10 protein-coding genes are annotated in these 6,777 nt (G+C 70.8%); all 10 read left to right on the plus strand.

Annotated features, from left to right (window positions below):
• Window positions 1-9 precede the first annotated feature (9 nt).
• Window positions 10-861 (plus strand): type I methionyl aminopeptidase, encoded by an 852-nt coding sequence (gene map, locus ABZ570_RS26650; protein ID WP_358069146.1) that lies wholly within the window; start codon window positions 10-12, stop codon window positions 859-861.
• Window positions 862-1,126: 265 nt separating this feature from the next.
• Entirely contained in the window at window positions 1,127-1,660 is a 534-nt protein-coding gene (locus tag ABZ570_RS26655; protein ID WP_358069149.1) for a DUF1707 domain-containing protein, read from the plus strand.
• Window positions 1,661-1,934: 274 nt separating this feature from the next.
• Window positions 1,935-2,156 (plus strand): translation initiation factor IF-1, encoded by a 222-nt coding sequence (gene infA, locus ABZ570_RS26660; RefSeq protein WP_007073013.1) that lies wholly within the window; start codon window positions 1,935-1,937, stop codon window positions 2,154-2,156.
• 93 nt (window positions 2,157-2,249) lie between these two features.
• Window positions 2,250-2,363 (plus strand): 50S ribosomal protein L36, encoded by a 114-nt coding sequence (gene rpmJ / locus ABZ570_RS26665; RefSeq protein ID WP_073834917.1) that lies wholly within the window; start codon window positions 2,250-2,252, stop codon window positions 2,361-2,363.
• Window positions 2,364-2,591: 228 nt separating this feature from the next.
• Window positions 2,592-2,972: a 30S ribosomal protein S13 gene (gene rpsM, locus ABZ570_RS26670; protein WP_007073012.1), complete on the plus strand. Its 381-nt coding sequence runs from the start codon at window positions 2,592-2,594 to the stop codon at window positions 2,970-2,972.
• Between the two features lie 18 nt (window positions 2,973-2,990).
• A complete protein-coding gene (rpsK, locus tag ABZ570_RS26675; protein ID WP_007073011.1) occupies window positions 2,991-3,398 on the plus strand; it encodes a 30S ribosomal protein S11 in 408 nt (135 codons plus the stop codon).
• 14 nt (window positions 3,399-3,412) lie between these two features.
• Complete coding sequence (rpsD, locus tag ABZ570_RS26680) at window positions 3,413-4,039, plus strand: 30S ribosomal protein S4 (protein WP_089005227.1); 627 nt, start codon at window positions 3,413-3,415, stop codon at window positions 4,037-4,039.
• Between the two features lie 95 nt (window positions 4,040-4,134).
• On the plus strand, window positions 4,135-5,157 hold the full coding sequence (locus ABZ570_RS26685; protein WP_013735931.1) for a DNA-directed RNA polymerase subunit alpha: 1,023 nt from the start codon (window positions 4,135-4,137) through the stop codon (window positions 5,155-5,157).
• A gap of 34 nt (window positions 5,158-5,191) precedes the next feature.
• On the plus strand, window positions 5,192-5,755 hold the full coding sequence (gene rplQ / locus ABZ570_RS26690; protein WP_358069154.1) for a 50S ribosomal protein L17: 564 nt from the start codon (window positions 5,192-5,194) through the stop codon (window positions 5,753-5,755).
• A 70-nt stretch (window positions 5,756-5,825) separates the two neighbouring features.
• Entirely contained in the window at window positions 5,826-6,659 is an 834-nt protein-coding gene (gene truA / locus ABZ570_RS26695; RefSeq protein WP_358069157.1) for a tRNA pseudouridine(38-40) synthase TruA, read from the plus strand.
• Window positions 6,660-6,777: the final 118 nt, after the last annotated feature.

Consider the following 6,777-nt stretch of genomic DNA (forward strand, 5'->3'; position numbering starts at 1 on the left):
ACGCCTCCCATGCGTCGTCCCCAGCTGGACATCCAGCTGAAGACCCCCGACCAGATCGAGCTGATGCGGGCCGCCGGTCTGGTGGTCGCCCGCGCGCTGCGACTGATGCGGGAGGCCATCGCCCCCGGCGTGAGCACCGCCGACCTGGACGCGATCGCCGAGTCCACCATCCGCGAGGCCGGCGCGGCCCCGTCGTTCAAGGGCTACCACGGTTACCCGGCGTCGATCTGCTCCTCGGTCAACGAGCAGGTGGTGCACGCCATCCCGTCGTCGAAGCAGGTGCTCCGCGAGGGCGACCTGGTCTCCATCGACTGCGGCGCGGTGCTGAACGGATGGCACGGCGACGCCGCCATCACCGTGGGGGTCGGCGAGACCGACCCCGCCCTGCTGAAGATGGCCGCGGTCGCCGAGGACGCCATGTGGGCCGGGATCGCCGCCGCCGCCCGTGGCGCGGCGAGCGGAAAGGGCCGCCTCACCGACATCTCCCACGCGGTGGAGCACGCGGTCCGCAAGGGCGGCCGGTACGGCATCGTCGACGGGTACGGCGGGCACGGCATCGGCACCGAGATGCACCAGGACCCGCACGTGCTCAACCACGGCCGCCCGGGTAAGGGCCCCCGGCTGGTGCCGGGCATGGCGCTGGCCATCGAGCCGATGATCACGATGGGTTCGCCGCGTACCGTCGAGCTGGCCGACGGCTGGACGGTGGTGACCCGGGACGGGTCGATGGCGGTGCACGTCGAGCACTCGATGGCGCTGATGAACGACGGGGTGTGGGTGCTGACCGCCGAGGACGGCGGCCGGGCCCGGCTCGGTGACCTGGTCACCTCCCGCCAGCCGGCGGACTCCCCGGCCGTCTGACCGGCCGGGCGCGGCCGGCGGCGGAGTTCTCCGCCGGCGGCGAGACTCGGCCGCATGCCGCAGCGCCGGCCGAGGCACGCCTTCCGGGTCGCTCCAGACTTGATGTCGTAGACGAATCACCGCCGGGCGGTGGTGACGGGGACGCCGGCGGCGGCGGTGGGAACTTCCGGCCCGATCGGCACTCGCCGTCCCGCTCGTCGCTGTCCGCGCCGGACCGGGAGAATGGGCATCACCGCAGTGGCCCGCCGGTGGCATGCTTGCCGACATGGACGGGCGTAACGGGATGCGGGCGGCCGACGCCGACCGCGCGGCCACGGCCGAGCGGCTCCGGGTGGCGCTGGAGGAGGGCCGGCTCGGCCTGCACGAGTACGACGAACGACTGGGCCGGGCCTACGGGGCGAAGACGTACGGCGAGCTGGACGCGGTGGTGGCGGACCTGCCCGGGCCCGCGCCGGCCGAGCAGTCGGCTGTCGTGCCACGGCAGCCGGCGCATGAACCAGCCGTGGTGTCCGGCGACGCGCCCGGCGCCGGCTCGAGCCGGTGGCTGATCCGGGCCTGGCTGCCCTGGCTGAATGTGGCGGGGATCCTGACCGCGATCTGGCTGGTCTCCTGTCTCAGTTCCGGGAAGGTGCTGTTCTACTGGCCGGTCTGGCCGCTCGTCCCGTGGGGTGCGGTGCTGCTGATGCGTACCGTGCGCGGCCTGGCCACCGGCGAGCCGCGGCGCGAGGCGGAGCGCCGGGAGTACCGCCGGGCCCGCCGGGAGGCCCGCCGGCGGGCCCGGGACGCGGAGGACCGGTAGGCGACGCCCCGCTCGTGTGGCCAGGGTCACAGCAGGTCGGCGAGGCTTGACGAATTTCCTCCGCCTGGTCGCCAGATGCGCGGCCGGTTTGGCGACAGCGTGCAGGCGGGCGTACACTTTCTGATCGGCGCACAGCGTCCACTCCTGCATGCCCACCTCGCGCTTCGGTGGGTGTCGGAGCCGCGGCTGGCGCGGGTTTCCTGATCTTGATCAGTTCACCCGTGTAAGACGTTGTGGGCCGTCCGGAGTAACCGACGTCAGGACAGCGGAGGACATGCCGAAAAAAGACGGAGCCATCGAGATCGAGGGTCGGGTCATCGAGCCTCTGCCGAACGCCATGTTCCGGGTGGAGCTCGCGAACGGCCACAAGGTGCTGGCTCACATCAGCGGCAAGATGCGGCAGCACTACATCCGCATCCTGCCGGAGGACCGGGTCGTCGTCGAACTCTCGCCGTACGACCTGACCCGCGGGCGCATCGTCTACCGCTACAAGTAAGCCTGACGACGGCCGGGGACGTCCCGTGTCCGTCTTCGACGTCCGGCGTCGCGCATCGTCGCGTCTCCGGGCCAGATGGGAAGTAAGGCAACCGTGAAGGTCAAGCCGAGCGTCAAGAGGATCTGCAACAAGTGCCGGGTGATCCGCCGGCACGGCCGGGTCATGGTGATCTGCCAGGACCCGCGCCACAAGCAGCGCCAGGGCTGAACCGGCCCGGGTCGCAGATCCCGACGAACACATCACCAGCTCGTCCCAGCCGCGGGCCGCACGCAGTGCGTACCTCGTGGTTGACCCCCGGTCGGAGGCCGGGGCCCGCTCGGGCAGCGACCGATCCCGGTCGCCGGCGCTGATCGCGCCGGAAGGACAGGGACGGTCGGTAGCGGGGTGGGACGGGTCCACACCTCCGCCACAACATCACGAGGAGTACGCCCGCACATGGCACGTCTAGTCGGCGTGGATCTCCCCCGCGAGAAGCGGATGGAGATCGCGCTCACCTACATTTTCGGGGTCGGCCGTACCCGTGCCCTCGAGACCCTGGCCGCCACCGGCATCTCGCCGGACAAGCGCGCTCGCGACCTCACGGACGAGGAGCTGGTGCAGCTCCGCGACCACATCGAGGCCAACTACAAGGTTGAAGGCGACCTGCGCCGCGAGGTCGCCGCTGACATCCGCCGCAAGGTCGAGATCGGCTGCTACGCCGGTATCCGGCACCGCCGTGGTCTCCCCGTGCGTGGCCAGCGGACGCGGACCAACGCCCGCACCCGCAAGGGCCCGAAGCGGACCGTGGCCGGCAAGAAGAAGCCCGGCAAGAAGTAATTAGGAGCGCACAGACTCATGCCACCGAAGGCTCGTGCCGGAGCCGCCGTCAAGAAGGTCCGGCGCAAGGAACGCAAGAACGTCGCCCACGGGCAGGCGCACATCAAGAGCACCTTCAACAACACCATCGTGTCCATCACGGACCCGACCGGTGCGGTCATCTCCTGGGCCTCCGCGGGCCAGGTGGGCTTCAAGGGCTCCCGCAAGTCGACCCCGTTCGCCGCGCAGCTGGCCGCCGAGGCCGCCGCGCGTCGGGCCATGGAGCACGGCATGCGCAAGGTCGACGTGTTCGTCAAGGGCCCCGGCTCGGGCCGGGAGACCGCCATCCGCTCGCTGCAGGCCGTGGGCCTCGAGGTCGGCCAGATCTCCGACGTCACCCCGCAGCCGCACAACGGATGCCGTCCGCCGAAGCGTCGCCGGGTCTGAGAGGTTAGAGAGAGATGGCTCGTTACACCGGTGCTGACTGCCGCCGTTGCCGGCGGGAGAAGATGAAGCTGTTCCTCAAGGGCAGCAAGTGCGATGGCCCGAAGTGCCCGTTCGAGTCCCGGCCGTTCCCGCCCGGGCAGCACGGCCGCGGCCGCACCAAGGAGACGGAGTACCTGCTCCAGCTCCGCGAGAAGCAGAAGGCTCGCCGGGTCTACGGCGTGCTGGAGAAGCAGTTCCACGGCTACTACGAGGAGGCGGTGGCCAAGCCGGGCAAGACCGGTGAGGTCCTCCTGCAGATCCTCGAGTCGCGGCTGGACAACGTGGTCTACCGGGCCGGCTACGCCAAGTCCCGGGACATGGCCCGTCAGCTGGTCAAGCACGGTCACTTCACGGTGAACGGCAAGAAGGTCGACATCCCGTCGTACCGGGTCAAGGAGCACGACATCATCGAGGTGCGTGCGAAGAGCAAGGAACTCACCCCGTTCCTGGTGGCGCAGGGTGAGGCCGGCTCGCGGACCGTCCCGGCGTGGCTGGAGGCCATCCCGAGCCAGCTGAAGATCCTCGTGCACTCGCTCCCGGCCCGCCAGGTGATCGACACCCAGGTCCAGGAGCAGCTGATCGTCGAGCTCTACTCGAAGTAAGGGCTCGTTGCGGTGGCCCGCCCCCGGGGCGGGCCACCGGAACAGTTTGTGTCGTGGGCGTCATATGGCGGGCGCCCCGGAAGAGAAGAGAAAAGATGCTCATCAGCCAGCGACCGACCCTCTCCGAGGAGTCGATCAACGAGACCCGGTCCCGGTTCACCATCGAGCCGCTGGAGCCGGGCTTCGGCTACACCCTGGGCAACTCGCTGCGGCGTACGCTGCTGTCGTCCATCCCGGGTGCGGCCGTCACCTCGATCAAGATCGACGGCGTGCTGCACGAGTTCACCACGATCCCCGGGGTCAAGGAGGACGTGGTCGAGCTCGTCATGAACATCAAGGAGCTCTGCGTCAGCTCCGAGCACGACGAGCCGGTCAGCATGTACCTGCGCAAGCAGGGCCCGGGCGACGTGACCGCCGGCGACATCCAGCCTCCGGCCGGTGTCTCGGTGCACAACCCGGACCTGAAGCTCGCCACCCTGAACGGCAAGGGCCGGCTCGACATGGAGCTGACCGTCGAGCGGGGTCGGGGCTACGTCACGGCGGCGCAGAACAAGCAGGCGGGCGCCGAGATCGGCCGGATCCCGGTTGACTCGATCTACTCGCCGGTGCTCAAGGTGACGTACCGCGTCGAGGCGACCCGCGTCGAGCAGCGGACTGACTTCGACCGGCTGATCATCGACGTCGAGACCAAGCCGTCGATGGGCCCGCGCACCGCGCTGGCCTCGGCCGGCTCGACGCTGGTGGAGCTGTTCGGGCTGGCCCGGGAGCTGGACGAGACCGCCGAGGGCATCGACATCGGGCCGTCCCCGCAGGACGCCCAGCTGGCGGCGGACCTGGCTCTGCCGATCGAGGAGCTGGACCTCACCGTCCGCTCCTACAACTGCCTCAAGCGCGAGGGCATCAACTCCGTTGGTGAGCTGATCGGGCGTACCGAGGCCGACCTCCTCGACATCCGCAACTTCGGGCAGAAGTCGATCGACGAGGTCAAGATGAAGCTCGCCGGGATGGGCCTGGGGCTGAAGGACTCGGCTCCGAACTTCGACCCGGCGCACGTCGTGGACGCCTTCGGCGAGGCCGACTACGACACCGACGACTACCGCGAGACCGAGCAGCTCTAGTCCGCGCTGCCGCCACACCTGAGGAGCACCAAGCATGCCCACGCCCACCAAGGGCCCCCGCCTCGGCGGCAGCCCCGCGCACGAGCGGCTGATGCTGGCCAACCTGGCCACTGCGCTGTTCCAGCACGGCAAGATCCAGACCACCGAGACGAAGGCCCGGCGGCTGCGTCCGCTGGCCGAGCAGCTCATCACCAAGGCCAAGCGGGGCGACCTCGCCTCGCGGCGTCGGGTGCTGGGCGTCGTCAAGGACAAGGACGTGGTCTACGCCCTGTTCGACCAGATCGCGCCCCGGTACGCCAACCGCAACGGTGGCTACACCCGGATCGTGAAGACCGGCCCGCGCAAGGGTGACGCCGCTCCGATGGCGATCATCGAGCTGGTGGAGGAGCTTCAGGTCGCCGAGCCGAAGGCGAACAAGAAGACCGCCGCCCGCAAGGCCGCGCAGCAGGACAAGGTCGAGGCCCTGGCCCCGGCCGAGGAGACCCCGGCGTCGGCCCCGGCCGACCAGGACTCCGAGCCGCCGCTCTCGGACTCCGGCGACACCGCTCAGGCGCGCGAGGACAGCGACCTCGCCACCGAGGAGAACAACAAGGCCTGATCACGGGCCTCGTTCGGGCCCGGCACCCGTGAGGGGTGCCGGGCCCGACGCCGTCAACGGGAGGTACGAGGTGGACGAGCGGACCCGGCTGCGGCTGGACGTCTCGTACGACGGCACCGACTTCTCCGGCTGGGCCGCCCAGCCCACCCGGCGTACCGTCGCCGGGGTCCTCGTCGAGGCGCTGGACCTGGTCCTCGGAGTGGGCACCGCGACCGGGCTGACCGTGGCCGGCCGGACCGACGCCGGCGTGCACGCCACCGGCCAGGTCTGCCACCTCGACCTGCCGACCGAGGTGTGGCGGCAGCACGAGGGGAAGCTGCTGCGCCGGCTGGCCCGGCTGCTCCCGGCCGACGTGCGGGTCCGCGCGATGACGGAGGTGGCGGCCGACTTCGACGCCCGCTTCTCGGCCACCTTCCGCCGCTACGAGTACCGGGTCACCGACGCCCCGTGGGGCGCCGAGCCGCTGCGCCGGAAGGACACCCTGGCCTGGCCGAAGCCGCTCGATGTGGCGGCGCTGAACGCCGCGGCGGCCGGCCTGGTGGGGGAGCACGACTTCGCCGCGTACTGCCGGCGCAAGGAGAACGCCACCACGCTGCGCGAGGTGACCCGGCTGGACTGGCGGCGGGACGCGGACGGGATCCTGGTCGCCACGGTGCAGGCCGACGCGTTCTGCCAGAACATGGTGCGCAGCCTGGTCGGCGCGATGCTGGTCGCCGGGGACGGCCGCCGGACCGTCGACTGGCCGGCCGGCCTGCTGACCCGCCGGGAACGGGCCAGTGAGGTCAGCGTGGCGCCGGCGCACGGGCTGACCCTGGTGGAGGTCGGCTATCCGGCGGACCCCGCCGAGTATGCCCGTCGCGCCGCACTCACCCGCCGGCTCCGCGTACCGGTCACCGAGGGCTGACCGTACCGGGGGCGGACGGTCACGACGGACCGGGACCCGGCGGAAACGCGCGGGGCCGCCGCCCCTCGAAGAACACGTAGAAGAGGAAGACGTCGGCGGCCGCGAAGACGCCGATCAT

Source organism: Micromonospora sp. NPDC007271, from assembly GCF_040634005.1.
GTDB lineage: Bacteria > Actinomycetota > Actinomycetes > Mycobacteriales > Micromonosporaceae > Micromonospora.

Excerpts from the sequence above, each read along its gene's own strand:
- ABZ570_RS26685 (WP_013735931.1), top strand. The coding sequence starts at position 4,135 with ATGCTCATCAGCCAGCGACCGACCCTCTCCGAGGAGTCGATCAACGAG.
- rpsM (WP_007073012.1), top strand. The coding sequence starts at position 2,592 with ATGGCACGTCTAGTCGGCGTGGATCTCCCCCGCGAGAAGCGGATGGAG.
- ABZ570_RS26655 (WP_358069149.1), top strand. The coding sequence starts at position 1,127 with ATGGACGGGCGTAACGGGATGCGGGCGGCCGACGCCGACCGCGCGGCC.
- rpsD (WP_089005227.1), top strand. The coding sequence starts at position 3,413 with ATGGCTCGTTACACCGGTGCTGACTGCCGCCGTTGCCGGCGGGAGAAG.
- infA (WP_007073013.1), top strand. The coding sequence starts at position 1,935 with ATGCCGAAAAAAGACGGAGCCATCGAGATCGAGGGTCGGGTCATCGAG.
- rplQ (WP_358069154.1), top strand. The coding sequence starts at position 5,192 with ATGCCCACGCCCACCAAGGGCCCCCGCCTCGGCGGCAGCCCCGCGCAC.
- map (WP_358069146.1), top strand. The coding sequence starts at position 10 with ATGCGTCGTCCCCAGCTGGACATCCAGCTGAAGACCCCCGACCAGATC.
- rpsK (WP_007073011.1), top strand. The coding sequence starts at position 2,991 with ATGCCACCGAAGGCTCGTGCCGGAGCCGCCGTCAAGAAGGTCCGGCGC.